Origin of the sequence: Hymenobacter rubidus (assembly GCF_016734815.1) — a bacterium.
Classification (GTDB): domain Bacteria; phylum Bacteroidota; class Bacteroidia; order Cytophagales; family Hymenobacteraceae; genus Hymenobacter; species Hymenobacter rubidus.
The window spans coordinates 32046-47835 of sequence record NZ_JAERQF010000016.1 but is presented as its reverse complement, the minus strand read 5'-3'; the positions used below and the strand labels follow the sequence as shown (position 1 = coordinate 47835).

Sequence of the window (15790 nt, the reverse complement as noted above, 5' to 3'; positions counted from 1 at the left end):
TTTTGCACTGGGCTGAAATATCGGAGCAAAAGGCAAGCGCACTAATCGGCCACACCCGGCAATTGGTCGGCGCGGAATCGCCAGCAGCCGAATGTGCTTTCTCCTTGAAGAGCACGGGCGGACATTTGAAAAACGTTCCGCTGCTGTCCCTCTCCCGCCATGCTGTTGCCGCGCCTTTTCTGCCGATTTCGATGCTTGTACTGGCTGCTGGCGGGGCTGCTGCTGGGCAACTCTGCCCAGGCCCACCCCATGCCCAGCTCGGTGGTCCTGCTCGACCTGCATCCCACTGGCGTGGCCGCCGAGTTGCAACTGCCCCTCACGGAACTGCAAGCCGCTTTTGGCCACGACGTGGCCCTGCACACCGAAACCCTGGTGGCCCGCCTCGGCCCCGAGCTGCGTGCCTACCTTGCACAACACATCCGGCCGGTGAGTCCTGACGGCAACGCCTGGACCGTGGCCGTGCGCGACCTGCGCGTGCACGAGGCCGAGCAGACGGCGACCGGCACTTACCAGGAACTCACGGCCCACCTCTGGCTGACGCCGACGGCCGGCGAGTCGCCCCGCGTGTTCACGTTTTTCTACGACGTGATTGTGCACCAAGTGGTGACGCACGTGGCGCTGGTATCGGTGCGGCGCGACTGGGAGACGGGCCGCGTAGCACCCGACGCGCCCACTGAAGTTGGCGTCATTCGCCTCAACGTGCGCGACAATTTTATCCCGCCGCTGGTGGTCAACCAAGCGGCCGGCAGTTGGTGGGCCGGCTTTCGGGGCATGATGGGCCTGGGCGTGCGCCACATTGCCGAGGGTACCGACCACCTGCTGTTTTTGCTGGTATTGCTGCTGCCAGCGCCGCTGCTACTCACCAAAGGGCAGCGCTGGGGCCGGTTTGGCGGCGTACGGTATAGCTTGCTTCGCCTGTTGAAAGTGGTGACGGCCTTCACCGTCGGGCATTCGCTGACGCTACTGGCCGGGGCGCTAGGCTGGCTGCGGCTGCCGAGCCAGCCGGTCGAAATTCTCATTGCGGTGTCCATTCTCGTGTCGGCGGCGCACGCGCTGCGGCCGTTGTTTCCGGGGCGCGAGGCCAGGGTGGCGGCCGGCTTCGGGCTGGTGCACGGGCTGGCGTTTGCCAGCACACTGGCCGAGCTGCACCTGCCCGCCGCGCCCATGGCCCTCAGCATTCTGGGCTTTAATATCGGCGTTGAGCTGATGCAGCTGTTCGTTATTGCCCTCACGGTGCCGTGGCTGATTTTGCTCAGCCAAACGCCCCGCTACGGCGCTGTGCGCGTGGGCGGGGCCGGGGCCGCTGCCGTGGCCGCCGTGGCCTGGATTGCGGAGCGCATTTTGTCCCAGGCCAACCCACTGGCGGCCCTGGTGGCGCGGGTGGCCCAGGATGCGCCGTGGCTGCTGGCAGGCCTGGCCGTACTGGCCGTTTTCAGCTACTGGCAACAGCGTATTGTGCTGGCGCCGCGCAGCTAGGTGGGCCCGCGGTTCTGGCCGACCACCCAGCGCCGCATGGCACTGCGGTTTCAGTCCCGCATTTTCGCTTATCCCCTTTACCCACAACTCGATTCACCATCTTCCTCGTTTTCATTTTTTACCAATCATCTCATGAACAGATTCCTATTCGCGGCGCCCCTGCTGTTCCTTCCCTCGGCCTTCGAGAAAGTCGCGGAATTCTTCGCCCCGGCCGAATACACCACCCGCCCGGCGGCCGTGCGCATGCCCGCCGCTGCCAAAGCGCTGAAAGGCACCAAAACCACCGCCACCGTAAGCGACGTGGTGAACGCTGCCAATGCTTTTATGGCCTCGCTTACCACGGCGCAGCAGGCCACGCTGATTCAGACCTTCAACCAAACCAACGTCACCAAATGGTCGAACCTGCCCGTGAGCGCCGGCAGCCGGCTGGGCTTGCAGCTCAGCACCCTCACGGCGGCGCAGCAAGCCTTGGCGCTGGCCGTGGTGCAGGCTGCCACCGGCACCGTGGCCGGTGATGGCTACAACGAAGTGCAGCAGATTCGGGCGGCCGATGACAACCTGACGGCCAACGGCGGCGGCTCGGCTTATGGCAGTGGCATCTACCTGCTCGCCTTTCTGGGCACGCCTTCGCTCACCGGCACTTGGATGCTGCAGTTTGGTGGCCACCACCTGGCCACCAACATCACTTATACCAACGGCGCAGTGGCCGGGGCTTCGCCTAAATTTGAAGCCACGGAGCCTCTCACCTTCACCACGGCCAATGCCAACGTGTTTCCCACCGGCACAGTGTGTGCGCCGATAGCCAACGAAGCATCGGCCATGCTGGCCATGCTCAACGGCCTCACCGCCACCCAAAAAACCACCGCCCGCCTCAGCCAGACGTTCAACGATGTGGTGCTGGGGCCCAATGGCAACGGGCAGTTTCCGGCCACCAAAGTGGGCTTGCAGGTGAGCACGCTCACGGCAGCTCAGCAGGCGTTGGTGGTGGAGGCCATGCGGCCCTGGGTGCAGGATTCCGACGACGCTACTGCTGCCAGCCTCATGAGCACCTACACCAACGAGCTGGCCACTACCTACATTGCCTACTCCGGCACCGGCAACCTCACCACCAGCGGCGACTACGTGCGCATCGACGGCCGCACCGTCTGGATTGAGTTTATCTGCCAGGGCGGCATTGTGTACCAGAGCCAGATTCACTACCACACCATTTGGCGCGACCATGCCCGCGACTACGGCGGAAACTTTTACACCACGGTAACGGGCACAAAATCGGCCACGGCCGCCGAACGTTTTTCGGTGTATCCAAACCCAATTTCAGCCGGCCAGGCGCTGCAAGTACAGCTCGCCAATCCGGCCACGGCCGGCACCTACACCCTGCGCAATGCGCTGGGCCAGGCCGTCCTCACCGATACGTTCCGGGGAGCTGGCGTGGAAGTACCCATCGCCAACATGGCCGCCGGCATGTACCTGCTCAGCGTGCAGGCCGATGGCGCGGCGCCCGCCACGCAGCGCGTGACGGTGGAATAACGAAAGCTTGTTTTCGGATACCGAAACGGCCCGTCTGGAATCTTCAGACGGGCCGTTTTTGGGGTTGCTGCCGGCTCTGAGGGGCCGTTGCGGAAGGAACTGGGCGAGTGGAAAAAGTCAACCGTCGATTGTGGGCCGCCCTCAGCCAACGGCTTGCGCATCTTTGACATAGTACCGGCACTGCCGGCTGGCCCTCGCTTCTGCCGCTGGTTTTTCTGTTTCTCTGACGAGTATTATTCCGATGAACGTTCCTGCCCCTGCCGTCTACAACTCCCGGTTTTTGAAGGCCGACCGCCGCGCTGTTATCAAGGCGGAAGGCAGCCAACTATGGCGGACCACGTTTGAGCAGCAGGTCCGGCTCGACGATATTTTTATACTGCCCGGTGCTACTGTGCAGGCAGGCACGGCGGGCCCCGGTGGCCAGCTGCTGGTGCTGCCCATTGTGGGCGGGGCCCTGCTCACCACGGCCCAGGAGACGGACCGCCCCTTGGTACCGGGCTGCCTCTACGCCATCCCGGCAGTGGATGCCCGTGCCTTCACGCTCGCCAATCCCTTCGGGAAGGAAACGGTGAACGTGCTGCTGATTCAGGCGCCCGTTCCGGCCGCCGCCAGTGCAGCCGTGCAGGAATATCAGCTGCCGCTCACCACAAAGAACATGCTGGTAGCGCCCGAAAGCGGCGCCCTGCCCGCGCGGGTGGGCCTGTACGACAGCCGGGTGAAAGGCACCATCCCGGCCATCGGCCCGACGGGCCTCTCGCTGTGCTACGTCATCAACGGCTCGTTCGAAATTGAGGACCGGCTGGTGGAACACCGCGACGCGCTGCTGCTCTGGGAAACGCCCGCGATAGACTTTGAAGCCCTCTCCGAAACGGCCATCCTGTTTTACCTGGAATTCAGCCGGGATTTGGCGTTGTAGGGGCGGGGCCTGCCCCCGCCCGGCTAGTTGCGCCGTTTCACCGATTCCGTTCCACGACGGGCGGGGACAGGTCCCGCCCCTGCAGCGTGTAGCATGTACACCCACTCCGAAGCGGCTCTAATAGAACGTCATGCTGAGCGGAGTCGAAGCATCTCTACTGCAGCAGTAATCATAGCCGGTTGCAACGAAGCGGAGATGCTTCGGCTGCGCTCAGCAGGAACGGCTAAACAGGTTTTCTATCAACTTTTTCCTTCAACGCATGCTCAAACAGCTCCTCTCATGAACAGAATTGACTTTCTTAAAAAAAGCGTTGGCTTCCTGGGCATGGCCGTAGTCGGGCCCGCTTTTCTGGGAGCCAGCGAGGTGGAGGCCTGCACGGTGGCCAGCACCGAAACCGAAGGCCCGTTTCCGACGATTAATCCCGCCAACTTTGCGCGCACCAACATCGTCGGTACCCGCACGGGCATTCCGTTCACCATCAACATCACGGTGAAAAATGTACTCAGCAACTGCGCGGCCGTGGGCGGCGTGCTGGTTGACATCTGGCACTGCGACAAAGACGGCAACTACTCGCAGTACGGCGGCACCACCATGCAGCCCACCAACTACACCACGCAGGACTTCCTGCGGGGCCGCCAGACCACCAACGCCGCCGGGCTGGTGAGCTTCACGTCCATTTTCCCCGGGTGGTACCAGAGCCGCGCCACGCACATCCACGTGCACATCTACACGGCCAGCGGCACCAGCCTGCTCATCTCGCAGATTGCCTTCCCGGAGGCCGCCAACAGCGCCGTGGTCACGGTGAATTCGGCCACGGCCTACGGCTACACCAAGGGCATGAGCGGCTACACCTACAACGCCAGCGACAACGTGTTTTCGGACGGCACGGCCACGGAGATGAGCACCATCACGGGCAGCGTGGCGGCGGGCTACGTGCTGAGCTGGGATGCGTTTGTGTCGTCCGCGGCGCTGGCGGCGAAGGACGCGGAAGCCTTGAACCAGTTCCAGATTCGGCAGAATTTCCCGAACCCCTGCGAGGGCCTGACCAAGATTCCGGTGGTGCTGCGCACCCCTTCGGAAGTGCAGGTCACGGTGACGGCGCTGGATGGCCGGCAGGTGCTAAAGCAGCTGCTCGGCATGATGCCGGCCGGCGAAACGATGATTGATTTGGATGTATCGGGCCTGGCCGCCGGCAATTATCTGTACCACGTGAAGGTTTCCAACCTGGCGGGCACCTTTGCGCAATCGCAGCTGCTGCTGAAGAATTAGGAGAAGCAGGAAGCAGTCCCAGGAACGTCATGCTGAGCTTGTCGAAGCATCTCTACCGCAGCAGTAATTAGATTTACTTACGCGGTAGAGATGCTTCGACAAGCTCAGCATGACGTTCTTTTTGCTTTTCATTTGACCAGGCATAAAGCAGGACAGCGCAGGAGAATCCGTCCTTAATCGGCCTCTACCTTGGCGGGCCAACGCCATTCCCGCCCCCTATGCGCCTCTTCGCCAAAACCCTGCTCCTGCTACTGGCCGCCGCCCCACTCCGCGCCCAAACCCCCAAACCCAACGACACCACCACCCCGCTGCACCTGCTGAAACCCGACTACCCCATCCCCTACGGCCAGACCAAAGCCGAAGACGTGAAGCAGGTCCTCGACCGCGTGTACGCCTACCTCAACGCCGCCACGCCCGCCGAGCTGGTCGATAAAAAGACCAACGCACCCATCACCGACCGCCGGAAATTCAACCCCGACGCCATCATCAAAGCCGGCGACTTCCGCCTCACCAGCTACGAGTGGGGCGTGACCTACGCCGGGATGCTGCGCGTCTCCGAAACCACTGGCGACCCCAAATTCGCGGCCTACACCCGCAGCCGCCTCACCTTTCTGGGCGAGCTGGTGCCTTACTTCCAGGCCTACCAAACCCAGCACCCCGAGGCGGCCACGCCCGTGCGCTCGGTGCTGCAGCCGCACGCCCTGGATGACGCCGGCGCCATCTGCGCGGCCATGATTAAGACCCAGCGCCTCGACCCCAAGGCCAACCTGCGGCCGATGATTGACAACTTCGTCAATTACATCATGACCAAGGAATTCCGCCTGCCCGATGGCACGCTGGCCCGCAACCGCCCCCAGCCCAACACCCTCTGGCTCGACGACCTGTTTATGAGCATCCCGGCCCTGGCCCAGATGGGCAAGCTCACCGGCGAGGCCCGCTACTACGACGAGGCTGTGAAGCAGCTCACCCAGTTTGCCCCGCGCATGTTCGACCGGCAAAAGGGCCTCTACATGCACGGCTGGGTGCAGGGCATGGCCGAGCACCCCGAGTTCCACTGGGCCCGCGCCAACGGCTGGGCCATCCTCACCACCGTGGAATTGCTCGACGTGCTGCCCGCCGACCACCCCGGCCGCCCGGCGGTGCTGGAGCTGCTCCGCGCCCACGCCCGCGGCCTGGCCGCCCAGCAAAGCGGAACAGGATTCTGGCACCAGCTCCTCGACCGCCCCGACAGCTACCTCGAAACCTCGGCCACGGCCATCTACGCCTACGCCATCGCCCACGCCGTGAACCAGGGCTGGCTCGATGCCCAGGCCTACGGCCCCATGGCCCTGCTGGCCTGGAACGCCGTGAGCACCAAAGTCAACACCCAGGGCCAGGTGGAAGGCACCTGCGTAGGCACCGGCATGGGCTTCGACCCGGCCTTCTACTACTACCGCCCCGTGAACGTGTACGCCGCCCACGGCTACGGCCCCGTGCTGCTGGCCGGCGCCGAAATCACCCAGCTGCTCAAGCAGCACCCGTATGGGATTAACGACAGCTCGGTGCAGATTGTGAAGTAGATGGTGTAATTAGGGAGCCAGAATATCTTCGACTCTGTATTCGTACAGTCCATTAGACATCGTATTGTATAGCGTACAACGAAGCACTAAATCACTCGGGTTATTATCAACCCATAATCGAATGTCTGTATAGACTTCTGGTAGTGTTTTGCTGGCTGTGAAATAAGCTTTAGTTCTCTGTGAAGGAATAGTAACACTCTCTCCGTGCTCTGCAATCACAGCTTTTATATCCGTAGCCGTTACACGACTGGGTTTACTAACAGACAAAACTTGTTCAACGCCACCAACACTCAATTCGTGGACAATGCTTTGTACAGTGTCAAAGAGTATGTCTTTATGAAAGCCCTTCATTCTGATAAAATTAATTTATACTTCTGAAACGCTCATTTCACTGAGCAGCTATAGATTCTAGCAAAATAAATTACCCAGCCAGCACCTCCCGACATGAAAAAGTTTCTCCTGTTTCTGTTGCTCCTGCCAGCCCTGCTGCCCGCGCAAACCCCGGTGGCGTCGGACAAGGCCCTCAACATCTTTACTCTGGGCGACAGCAACGGCACGTTTCCCCAGAGCTGGCCAAAGCAGCTGGAGCTGGCCCTGCCCCGGGCGCAGGTCTTCAACCTCAGCAAATCGGGCCGCACCATCGGCTTCGTGAACAACGGCGACAGCACCTTAAATTCGCTGCTGGTCATCGACGAAAACCTGCGCAAAGCCGCCGAGTTTACCAAGGACCGGCCGTTCGATTTCGTGGTGCTGGAGCTGGGCACCAACGACGCCAAAGCCGTTTTTGCCGACCGCCAAAAAGAAGTCCCGGCGAACCTGGAAACCCTCATCAAGAAGATTAAGACCTGCCCCTACCCCGCCATCCGCCAGTCCCGCATCATCATCTCCCCGCCGCCCTACGGCACGAAAGCCGAAGCCCTGCCTAAATACCAGGGCGGCAACGAGCGGGTCCGCACCATGAGCACCGCCTTCCAGAAGGTGGCGAAGCGCACCCACTCCCTCTTCGTGAACGGCTACCAAACGCCGGGCCTCGACATCAACACCATGACCGCCGACGGCCTGCACCTGGACGCCACCGCCTCCCGGCTGCTGGTAGCGCCCGTGCTGGCTATTATGGGGCGTTAGTTTATTCAGCAGCGGCTTTGCAATGGGTGCACATGTGAACGACGTAGGGGCGGGGCCTGCCCCCGCCCGCCGTTCGCACCATGCGACGATTCCGCTCAATGGCGGGCGGGGGCAGGCCCCGCCCCTACCACGGCTACTCCCTCACTTCACGGCCACATCCCACACCTTGGCCATGCGGGCCTTGCCGGCCGGGCCTTCCACGTTCAGCACCACGAGGTACTTGCCGGCATCTTTGTAGCGGTGCACCGGGCTGGACTCGGTGGAGGTGGTGCCGTCGCCAAAATCCCAGTGCCAGCGCTGGATGGGGCCCCGGCTTTCGTCGGTGAACGTGACCTGGCGGTGGGCCATGTCCGTCACCTGGAACGACCATTGCGCCGCCAGCTTCGGCAGGTACTGCGCAGCCAGCGGCAGCAGCGTGAAGACGGTGCCCAGGCTGGAATTGCCGTACATCTTGTGGTTTTTCGAGAGGTTCCAGAAGCCTTTTTTGCTTTCGTCGGCCACGTCGTCGTAGTCAATCACGGCCCAGGTGAGGCCGATTTTCTTGCCCTCCGTCAGCACCGATTCCACGGCCCGCGCCGGGCCTTCGGCCCCGGCGTAGTCGAAGGGCGTAATCCAGAACTCGGCCGTGAGCCGGCCGGGCTGGCCGGGCCGGAAGTCGTAGCTGTAGGCGATGTTGGAATAGGGCAGCTTTTTTATCCAGGGCTGCGCGCCCCAGGCCAGGGCCCAGTCTTTGCCCTCGGCGGGCATGAAAATGTGGTAGTTCTGGGCGTGCACGCCGTGGAAGGCGAAGTAGCGCTCCATTAGGGGCAAGTCCTGATTGGGGTGCATTTCGGCAGTGAGCGGGCCGCCGGAGAGGTCGCCGTCCACCACGATTTCGAAGGTGTCGTTGTGCAGGCCGGGCAGGCTGAAATCCCAGTAGTTGTCGTAGGCTTCGTAGAGAAAATAGAGCCGGTTGAGGCCCGCTACCCAGGCCACGCGCACCTTCACGGCGAGGTTGGTGGAATCGGCCTGGGGGTAGTGGCCGGAGTCGTCGCGCAGCTGGTCGGTGCCCACGATGTACTCCTTCGGGAACGTCGCCCAGTCATCGGCCTTCCCGTCGATGCGCGGTATCATATTGGCCGGAAACTGGTAGACTTTGAAGCCCCGGTCTTCCTGGGCGTGGGCGGCGGGGTGGAGGCCGCAGAGGACGAGAGCGAAGAAGATTATTCGAAACAAGAACGTCATGCCGAGCGCAGCCGAGGCATCTCGCTTGTGGTAGTAATTCAATCGTTGTTTCATCATTGATTAGTGCTGCACGCGAGATGCTTCGGCTACGCTCAGCATGACGTTCTTTTTCGCTTCTCACCAAACCTAATACTTCCGCTTCAGCCACGCTGCCGGCACCGGAATCACACAAATGTTCATGCTCTTCCCATCGGCCGAAAGCATGGCCGACTGAATCTCAATCCGCGTGCCGTCTGGGCTCATGGTGGGGTGCGGATGGTCGGCGGCGGTGGGCTTGTGGCCGGTGCTGAGCAGCAGCATCTCGTGGGTGTGCCGGTCTATCAAATAAATGTTGCGGGCGAAGTCGTCGCCCACGGCCCAGCGGCCATCGGCCGAGCCGCTGACGTGCCAGAGGCCGCTGCCGCTGGGCGTCTGGCCCACGATGGTCATTTCGCGGGTCCGGTGGTTCACGATGGCCAGGCCCGTCGGCTTCTCGCGGGTACCGGAGGGGCCCCAGGCGGCCTCCTGGCCGGGGTTGGCGCCGCTCACGGGCGTGCCGGGGGCCACGTCTTTGGCCACGGCCGGAATGGGGCGGTGGCCCATGATGGCGAAGGCGGTTTCGTCCTTGGTAATCACCGCTTCGTGCGTCACCCACTCGTATTCCGACTCGGGGTAGAGGGGCCGCAGGCCGCTGCCGTCGGCCTGCACCGTCCAGGTGCGCTGGGGCGACTTGCCGCCCGTTTCCCAGCAAAACACGATTTCGCCCGGCACCCAGGGGTTGGTCTGGATGTGGCCAATCTGAAACGGCACCGACACCACGTACTTGATGGCGCCGGTCTGCACGTTCATGGCCGCGATGCCGGCCGGGCCAGCGCCCATGTGGCGCGGGCCAAACTCGGTTTCCAGCTTCGTGCCGGGGGCCAGGTGACGGGCGGCTTCGTCTTTGCCCACGCGGAAGTAGGCCCAGGTTTCGTCGCCGTCGAGGGCCATGTCGCCGCCGGCCTGCAGCTCCGGTGGCGTGGTGCCGCAGATGCGCTGGTAGGCGCTGGCGGGCTGCATGCGGCCGGCCTTGCTGTCGGCGAAAACTTTGGCCAGGTCCACTTCCACAATCTGCACGCCGGCGGGCTGTTCCTTATTCGCCCCCGGCAGGTCGCGCATGAAATACAGCTTCATGGCCTTGCGCGCTACGTTGAGCATGCCGGTGTAGCCGCCCTCGCTCACCTGCACGATTTCGCCGGTTTTCTCATTCACCGCCAGCGCCTCGTTCTTCGCCCGGTTGGAGCGGAAAATGAGCCACTGCAAGTCCGAAGTCCACTGGTTGTGGGTTTGATAAATCTTGGAATCGCCGGCCGGCGTGCTGGTGAGAAAGGTGAGTTCCGTACCGGTCACGGGGTCTTTCACAACCTTTTTTTCAGCGGGGAAACGGCGACCAATTTGGGCGTGGGCGCTGGTGGCGAGGAGGAAGAGGGAAAGGATTAAAGTGTGTTTCATGGGGTGGGATTTGGAAAAGGAAATGGACGTCATGCTGAGCGCAGTCGAAGCATCTCTACCGCTCCGGCTGAACCGTTGCAACGAAGCGGTAGAGATGCTTCGACTGCGCTCAGCATGACGTGCTGTTTTGACAACATTAGCAACGGCGGGCGGGGGCAGGCCCCGCCCCTACCTCGTGCTGGTGGACTTTTTCAACGGTTCACTGTCCCGCACCTCCAGCCCGTGCACGCCCTTCAAAACCAGCAGCGGCGCAGCCCCCGCCTGGTCGGCCGAGACGTTGCGCAGGTGGGCGCCGTCCACGTCCGTCAACATCAGCGCGGGGCGCGTTTCGGCGCCCAGCAGGTGGATGTTCACGTCGTTCAGCTCGATGTTTTTGGCGTGGCGGATGTAGAAGCCGTAGGCCGGGCCCACGCCCAGCTTCTGGGGTTCGGGGTAGCCTTTCTCATCCTCGGGCAGGTCTTTTTGGATAGCGGAAGCCGAAGCCGCATCCAGCGGCCGGTACCAGATGCTGATGTTGCTCAGCCGCACATCCTCAATGGGATGGCCGGGCACGCCGCTGATGAGTGTGGCAAAGCGCGCGTCGGCATTATACACCGTCACGTTGCTGATGTTGATGCGGCGCAGCTGGCCGGTGGCAGTGCCGGCCGGCGCCCGCAAGCGGCTGCTGAGGCGCAGGAAAATGGGCGAGTTCGTGACGTCGCGCATCGTGATGTTGCTGATGGTCACGTCTTCGAGCAGGCCGCCGTCCACGGTTTCCAGGGCCAGGCCGCGGCAGTAAGTGAACACACAGTTGCTGATGGCAATATTCCGAAAGCCGCCGTTCGATTCGGTGCCGAACTTGATGCGGCCGGTGGGGCCTTCGTGGTCGGGCACGAGGGCGGCCTCGTTGCGCCGGTAGGTGCCGTCGAGCAGGCTACCCCGGTCGAAGCCGCTCACCTGGCAGTTGGTGATGGTGACATTTTCGGTGAGGCGGGCGTAGCCGAGGGCGAAGGAGCTTTTCAGGCAGATGGCGTCGTCCCAGGGCGAATTGACGGTGCAGTTGCTCACCCGCACGTTCTGGCAGGCGTCGATGTCGAGCCCGTCGCGGTTGGTATCGAGCTTGAGGTTGTCGATGGTGAGGTTATCCACGCCGGTGGCCAGCAGCGCGAAATGGCCGCCCTGCCGCACCGTAAAGTCTTTGAGCATCACATTGTGGCACAGCTTCAGGGCAATGGCCTTGTTGCCCACGGGCGCCTGGTGCGGCCCCTCCCGCGTGAGGCCCTGCCCGTAGATGGTGCCCGGCCCGAGGATGGAAATATCCACCAGCCGCTCGCCCCAAATTAGGCTGTTGTGCCAGTGGCTGTGGCCGAAATCCTGGAACTGGTCGTTGTCGGCGGGCTCGGGCGCATCGTAGCCGGTGCTGCCCACGGGCGCGGCGGCCAGCAGCACGGCGCCCTGGTCGAGGTAGAGCGAAATGCGGCTTTGCAGTCGAATGGAGTAGCTCCGGTAGGTCCCCGCCGGGAAATACACCGTGCCGCCGCCGGCTTTCGCCGCCGCCGCAATGGCCCGGTTGATGGCGTCACTATCGAGTGCGATACTGTCGCCTTTGGCCCCGAAATCCCGAACGTTGAAGCCGCTTGGCGGTGTGGCCGCCGTGCCACGAAGGAAGCTCAGCAGCAGTAGAAGCAGGCAAACGGTGCGGTGTAGCATGGGCGCAAGCACCAGGTTTTTCGGGTCCTAACCCTCCTGTACTGTACTGAAGCAGGGACACGGCCTCTTTTTTACGGGCATGGCGGCCCCGCATCTTTCTGCGCCCGGCAGTAGTATAGGGCTTTTATGGAGACTCAAACTACCTTCGTCAAGATTTACACCGACATGTACCGCCACGTCCCCGAGCGCATTTTGCCCGGCAAAGATGACCGCTACCACGAGCTGCAGGAGCTGTTGTACCTCATCACGCACGGCCCCGACACGACGCCCGACCAGGAAGCCCGGCGCCTGGTAGAAGCCCTCAAGGACTGCGGCATGGTGCGCCCTCGCTACTACGTCATCGTGGATAATCCGAACTGGACAGCCGTCAGTCAGGCCCATTTTTCCGATACCTAGCCGGCCGCACCCGCCACTCATTCCACAGGCACCGACTTGGTTTTCACGGCAAACGTGGTGTCGGCCATGTCCGTGTGCCGAATCAGGACGTGGCCCGGTCGGGCGGGGCCTTTCCCGATGGGCTTCACGTCGGCTTTCCACTGGTTGCAGTGCGTGGAGCAGGGCTCCACAAGCCGCTCCCATTTCCTAAGCCAGCAGTTAAATAAATGACAATCAGCATATCAACTGGCGAACCAATCCGGCCGCAGTCCGACTTCGTCGCCGCCGTTATCGTTCAAATCGCCCAGGTTATCGGGCTGTCCGCCAATGCAGTTGCGCATGGGAATGGCCGCCCCCCCGGCCCAAACCACAGGTAGCTGGTGCATTCGTTCTTGCATTCAATTTCGTCCGTCACTTCGGGCGCGGTCAGCCACATATAGTCGGGGCGGCCGTCGCCGTCGAAATCACCCTTCACCGCATCCTTAGGCACAGTGTTGGGCGAGGCCGCGGGCTTCGCTGCTACCGCCGGGACCGAGCGAGCGGCTTCGGGCGCGTTGGTTGGTTTAGTGTCTTGCTCGCAACCGGTCCACAGGACAGCACGCAGCACGAGCGTACTCAGGAAGTGCCCTTTTTTACCCACAATGAATCTGTTCAGCAAGATTGCCCAAGGGCACCCAAGTCCGCTTGGGCTGGGTACTTTTCAAGCTGCAAAAGACGGTGATTGCCAGTTGCGGCACCCGCCTAGCTCAGCGTGAGCCCCTCGGCCGTGAAGCGCCGGTAAATCCCGGCCAGAATCTCGCTTTTGGTGAGCTGCTCTTGCCGGATGTTGGTAATCCAGAACAGCACCTTCAGCTCGTACACCTGGCCGTTGATGCTGCTGAGCAGGATTTCGGGCGGCAGGTTGTGCATGGTGTAGGGGCTGGTTTTGATTTCTTCCTGGATGAGCTCGCGGGCTTTCTGCAGGTCGGTTTGCAGGTCGGTGCCGGGGGCCATTTTGAGCACGAGGTCCACGCGGATGTGGTCGTTGGTGCGCGTCCAGTTGATGACGTGGTTGGAAAGCAGGTCACCGTTGGGCACAATGATTTCGGAGCCCGTCACGGACGTGAGCTTGCTCGAGCGGATGCCAATGTCCTGCACCCGGCCCGCCTTGCCGGCCACTTCAATGAAGTCGCCGACGTGAAACGGCCGCTCAAAAATCAGGATAATGCCCGACACCAGGTTGTTGACAATGCTCTGCAAGCCCAGGCCGATGCCCACGCTGAGCGCGCCGAACACGATGGCGATTTTGCTCAGCGGCAGGCCCGTGGCGGCCGTGGCCAGCGCAAAGCCCACCAGCACGAGCAGCAGCCGCAGCGCCACCAGCCACGAGCCGCGCTTGCGGGCCTCGGAATCATCGTCGCCCACCTCGCCAAAGAAGTAGCCGATGTAGCGTTGCAGCAGGGCCGAGATGTAGAGGATGAGGAAGAACAGCAGAATGTTGCCGAAGGTGAACACGGTGCTGCCGAGGGTGTGCGGGGCCGTGAGGGCCTGGTCAAAGAAGCCGTAGACGGCGTTGTACACGTTGAGGTTGGAGGTGAAGACCATCAGCCAGAGCACGCCGGCGAGCACCGTGAGCAGGCGCATGAGCTGGGGCTCGATTTTGTCGTAGTCGAAGGCCGCTGTGCCGCCCTCGCTGCCCCGGCTGCACAGAATCTGGAGGTGGAAGGCTTCGGTGAACAGCTCGATGAACACGCCCAGCCCGATGCCCTGCGTGAGCCCGAAAATGGCCGCCGTGCTGAACATCTTGGCCAAACTCAGCCGCCCCAACACGTTGCAGATAATGGCCAGCCCATTGAGCCCGATGAACAGCCAGGAAATGGGAATGAGGAAGCGCATCTGGGCCAGGGTGTCGCGCAGCTTCCAGAGCAGCAGCGCGCCCACGGCCACGGCCAGCGCATTGAGGCCCAGCAGGCCCCAGCGCGCCCCCAGGCCGGTGGTGGCGTTGGCGTTGGTGACCGACAGCCACACGAAAAACGCCACCATCCCCAGCCAGTACAGAAACAGCCGGCGCGGCCAGCTCCGGGCAAATACCGCCGTGAGGGCCACCAGCAGCAACAGCTGCAGCACCGCCAGGTACACGGGCGGCGGGTGCAGCTCCAGCGCCGGGGCCAGGCTGAACATGACGACCAGCGTGGCCGCAACGGGGCCGGGCCGCAGGTAGTGGAAGGGCTCGGTGAGCACCAGCGCCTGCTTGTTGGCCCGGCGGTAGTTGAAGGAAACCCAGCCGTAGAACACCAGCCCGATGAGGGCCATATAGGCCCAGTTGTCCCAGTTGTTGGCGAAGTAGTAATTGATGATTTCGCGCCGGTACTGGCCGGCTTTGCGGGCCTTGGGGTCGGCGGGCAGCTTGGGCATCGACTTGGCTTCCCACAGCGGCGGGTAGTTGAGCTGGGTGCTGGTGCGGCTGTAGCGGCGCAGCTGGTCGCCCACCTCGTCCTGCAGCTCCATGCCCTGGATGTAGCTGGCGGCCACCTGCGTCTGCAGCTGCTTCACCTTGAGGTAGCGCTTGGCCAGCAGGCCGCCGATGCGCTGCTGCCGGGCCAGCAGGGCCGAATCGGAGCGCTCCAGGGCCAGCGTGGTGGCATCGGCATGGGCCAGGCGCGGGGGCGGCGGGGTGATGGTTTTGAGCCGGGCCTGCATGGCGGCCAGCTGCTGGTTGGCCTCGGCCAGGCTGGTGCGCCAGTCGGCCAGCTGCTCCTGCAGCGTCACGAGCATGAGCTGGCACATTTGCAGCTGCTTGATGTCGACGACTTCGTCCTTCTGCTTGAGGGTGTACTGAATGGCCTTCAGGTTTTCGACCACATCGGGCAGCTCCTCGGCCAGCGGGCGCGTGTCGAACACCTTGCGCACCTGCCCCGAAATGCTGCTGAGCGTGGTGTAGCCCACCTCGAGGCGGTAAGAATCGTCGCGGGCCACGGTGGTGTCCACCGCCATCGAGTCTTCTTTGATGACGGTGCTTTGGGCGTGGGCCGGGGCCAGGAGCAGCAGCCAGAAAAGCAGGCCAAGCCAAGTTGTTTTTAACGGCGTTGGGCGGGCCGGCAAGGGATTTGGAACGGGCATACTGGAGCTTTGGGGCTGGAAAAGTACGCGCCACCGGACGGGAAAGGCAGGCCGCGATTTC

14 protein-coding genes are annotated in these 15790 nt (G+C 62.7%); 7 read left to right on the top strand and 7 right to left on the bottom strand.

From position 1 onward, the window contains the following. Positions 1 to 195 precede the first annotated feature (195 nt). From JKL48_RS12515 to JKL48_RS12495, 5 genes are all read left to right on the top strand, one after another. Positions 196 to 1476, top strand: coding sequence for a HupE/UreJ family protein (locus tag JKL48_RS12515; protein WP_236668762.1), 1281 nt, complete (start codon positions 196 to 198; stop codon positions 1474 to 1476). A 132-nt stretch (positions 1477 to 1608) separates the two neighbouring features. Next, positions 1609 to 3003: a DUF3500 domain-containing protein gene (locus tag JKL48_RS12510; protein WP_201982884.1), complete on the top strand. Its 1395-nt coding sequence runs from the start codon at positions 1609 to 1611 to the stop codon at positions 3001 to 3003. A gap of 241 nt (positions 3004 to 3244) precedes the next feature. After that, positions 3245 to 3919 (top strand): hypothetical protein, encoded by a 675-nt coding sequence (locus JKL48_RS12505; protein ID WP_201982880.1) that lies wholly within the window; start codon positions 3245 to 3247, stop codon positions 3917 to 3919. A 279-nt stretch (positions 3920 to 4198) separates the two neighbouring features. Next, positions 4199 to 5188, top strand: a complete 990-nt coding sequence (locus tag JKL48_RS12500) for a dioxygenase family protein (protein ID WP_317191931.1) — start codon at positions 4199 to 4201, stop codon at positions 5186 to 5188. Positions 5189 to 5406: 218 nt separating this feature from the next. After that, on the top strand, positions 5407 to 6747 hold the full coding sequence (locus JKL48_RS12495; RefSeq protein ID WP_201982879.1) for a glycoside hydrolase family 88/105 protein: 1341 nt from the start codon (positions 5407 to 5409) through the stop codon (positions 6745 to 6747). Between the two features lie 9 nt (positions 6748 to 6756). Here JKL48_RS12495 and JKL48_RS12490 read toward each other — a convergent pair whose 3' ends face one another. Then, positions 6757 to 7098, bottom strand: a complete 342-nt coding sequence (locus tag JKL48_RS12490; protein WP_201982877.1) for a DUF7668 domain-containing protein — start codon at positions 7096 to 7098, stop codon at positions 6757 to 6759. Positions 7099 to 7191: 93 nt separating this feature from the next. On the opposite strand from JKL48_RS12490, the gene JKL48_RS12485 reads away from it, so the two are divergent. Beyond that, positions 7192 to 7872: a GDSL-type esterase/lipase family protein gene (locus JKL48_RS12485; RefSeq protein ID WP_201982875.1), complete on the top strand. Its 681-nt coding sequence runs from the start codon at positions 7192 to 7194 to the stop codon at positions 7870 to 7872. A gap of 141 nt (positions 7873 to 8013) precedes the next feature. Here JKL48_RS12485 and JKL48_RS12480 read toward each other — a convergent pair whose 3' ends face one another. The 3 genes from JKL48_RS12480 to JKL48_RS12470 form a co-directional block, all read right to left on the bottom strand. Further along, on the bottom strand, positions 8014 to 9153 hold the full coding sequence (locus JKL48_RS12480) for a PKD domain-containing protein (protein ID WP_201982873.1): 1140 nt from the start codon (positions 9151 to 9153) through the stop codon (positions 8014 to 8016). Positions 9154 to 9222: 69 nt separating this feature from the next. After that, positions 9223 to 10566 carry a TolB-like translocation protein gene (locus tag JKL48_RS12475; RefSeq protein ID WP_201982870.1) on the bottom strand — a complete coding sequence of 448 codons (1344 nt, stop codon included), beginning with the start codon at positions 10564 to 10566 and terminating at the stop codon, positions 9223 to 9225. A gap of 168 nt (positions 10567 to 10734) precedes the next feature. Beyond that, positions 10735 to 12255 (bottom strand): rhamnogalacturonidase, encoded by a 1521-nt coding sequence (locus JKL48_RS12470; RefSeq protein ID WP_201982868.1) that lies wholly within the window; start codon positions 12253 to 12255, stop codon positions 10735 to 10737. Positions 12256 to 12381: 126 nt separating this feature from the next. On the opposite strand from JKL48_RS12470, the gene JKL48_RS12465 reads away from it, so the two are divergent. Beyond that, positions 12382 to 12651: a hypothetical protein gene (locus JKL48_RS12465; protein ID WP_201982867.1), complete on the top strand. Its 270-nt coding sequence runs from the start codon at positions 12382 to 12384 to the stop codon at positions 12649 to 12651. A gap of 17 nt (positions 12652 to 12668) precedes the next feature. On the opposite strand, the gene JKL48_RS12460 is transcribed toward JKL48_RS12465, so the two are convergent. From JKL48_RS12460 to JKL48_RS12450, 3 genes are all read right to left on the bottom strand, one after another. Then, positions 12669 to 12821, bottom strand: a complete 153-nt coding sequence (locus JKL48_RS12460; protein ID WP_201982865.1) for a hypothetical protein — start codon at positions 12819 to 12821, stop codon at positions 12669 to 12671. A 51-nt stretch (positions 12822 to 12872) separates the two neighbouring features. Further along, complete coding sequence (locus JKL48_RS12455; RefSeq protein WP_201982862.1) at positions 12873 to 13016, bottom strand: hypothetical protein; 144 nt, start codon at positions 13014 to 13016, stop codon at positions 12873 to 12875. Between the two features lie 355 nt (positions 13017 to 13371). Continuing rightward, the gene (locus JKL48_RS12450) at positions 13372 to 15729 is read right to left on the bottom strand and encodes a mechanosensitive ion channel domain-containing protein (RefSeq protein ID WP_201982860.1); all 2358 of its coding nucleotides are present in this window, start codon (positions 15727 to 15729) and stop codon (positions 13372 to 13374) included. Between the last annotated feature and the right edge of the window lie 61 nt (positions 15730 to 15790).

What these genes read in the sequence shown, in the direction of transcription:
- JKL48_RS12510 (WP_201982884.1), top strand. Translation starts at nt 1,609, where the DNA reads ATGAACAGATTCCTATTCGCGGCGCCCCTGCTGTTCCTTCCCTCGGCC.
- JKL48_RS12505 (WP_201982880.1), top strand. Translation starts at nt 3,245, where the DNA reads ATGAACGTTCCTGCCCCTGCCGTCTACAACTCCCGGTTTTTGAAGGCC.
- JKL48_RS12500 (WP_317191931.1), top strand. Translation starts at nt 4,199, where the DNA reads ATGAACAGAATTGACTTTCTTAAAAAAAGCGTTGGCTTCCTGGGCATG.
- JKL48_RS12495 (WP_201982879.1), top strand. Translation starts at nt 5,407, where the DNA reads ATGCGCCTCTTCGCCAAAACCCTGCTCCTGCTACTGGCCGCCGCCCCA.
- JKL48_RS12490 (WP_201982877.1), bottom strand. Translation starts at nt 7,098, where the DNA reads ATGAAGGGCTTTCATAAAGACATACTCTTTGACACTGTACAAAGCATT.
- JKL48_RS12485 (WP_201982875.1), top strand. Translation starts at nt 7,192, where the DNA reads ATGAAAAAGTTTCTCCTGTTTCTGTTGCTCCTGCCAGCCCTGCTGCCC.
- JKL48_RS12480 (WP_201982873.1), bottom strand. Translation starts at nt 9,153, where the DNA reads ATGATGAAACAACGATTGAATTACTACCACAAGCGAGATGCCTCGGCT.
- JKL48_RS12475 (WP_201982870.1), bottom strand. Translation starts at nt 10,566, where the DNA reads ATGAAACACACTTTAATCCTTTCCCTCTTCCTCCTCGCCACCAGCGCC.
- JKL48_RS12470 (WP_201982868.1), bottom strand. Translation starts at nt 12,255, where the DNA reads ATGCTACACCGCACCGTTTGCCTGCTTCTACTGCTGCTGAGCTTCCTT.
- JKL48_RS12465 (WP_201982867.1), top strand. Translation starts at nt 12,382, where the DNA reads ATGGAGACTCAAACTACCTTCGTCAAGATTTACACCGACATGTACCGC.
- JKL48_RS12455 (WP_201982862.1), bottom strand. Translation starts at nt 13,016, where the DNA reads ATGCACCAGCTACCTGTGGTTTGGGCCGGGGGGGCGGCCATTCCCATG.
- JKL48_RS12450 (WP_201982860.1), bottom strand. Translation starts at nt 15,729, where the DNA reads ATGCCCGTTCCAAATCCCTTGCCGGCCCGCCCAACGCCGTTAAAAACA.